Genomic DNA, 204 nt, shown 5'->3' with positions numbered 1-204 from the left:
GTGAGGTTGACATAAAACAATTAGAAGAATCTAATAAGTATATTGGCATAGATTTAGGCTTAAAAGATTTTGCAATATGTTCTAATGGAAGCATATTTAACAATCCTAAATGGTTAAGAAAAGCTAACTATAGATTGAAATTGGAACAAAGAAGATTATCAAAGATGAAGAAGTTCAGTAATAATTGGAATAAGCAAAGAATTA

1 protein-coding gene is annotated in these 204 nt (G+C 27.0%); it reads left to right on the top strand.

Annotated elements, in window-relative coordinates; translation table 11 throughout:
* The coding region (locus KGF36_RS20085) for a transposase (RefSeq protein ID WP_227854990.1) at positions 1–204 on the top strand (204 nt) is incomplete at both ends.

The organism is Clostridioides sp. ZZV14-6009, from assembly GCF_020658095.1.
Taxonomy (GTDB): Bacteria; Bacillota; Clostridia; order Peptostreptococcales; family Peptostreptococcaceae; genus Clostridioides.
Note: the sequence above shows the minus strand (reverse complement) of the source record. Positions and strands in the feature narration are given on the sequence as shown.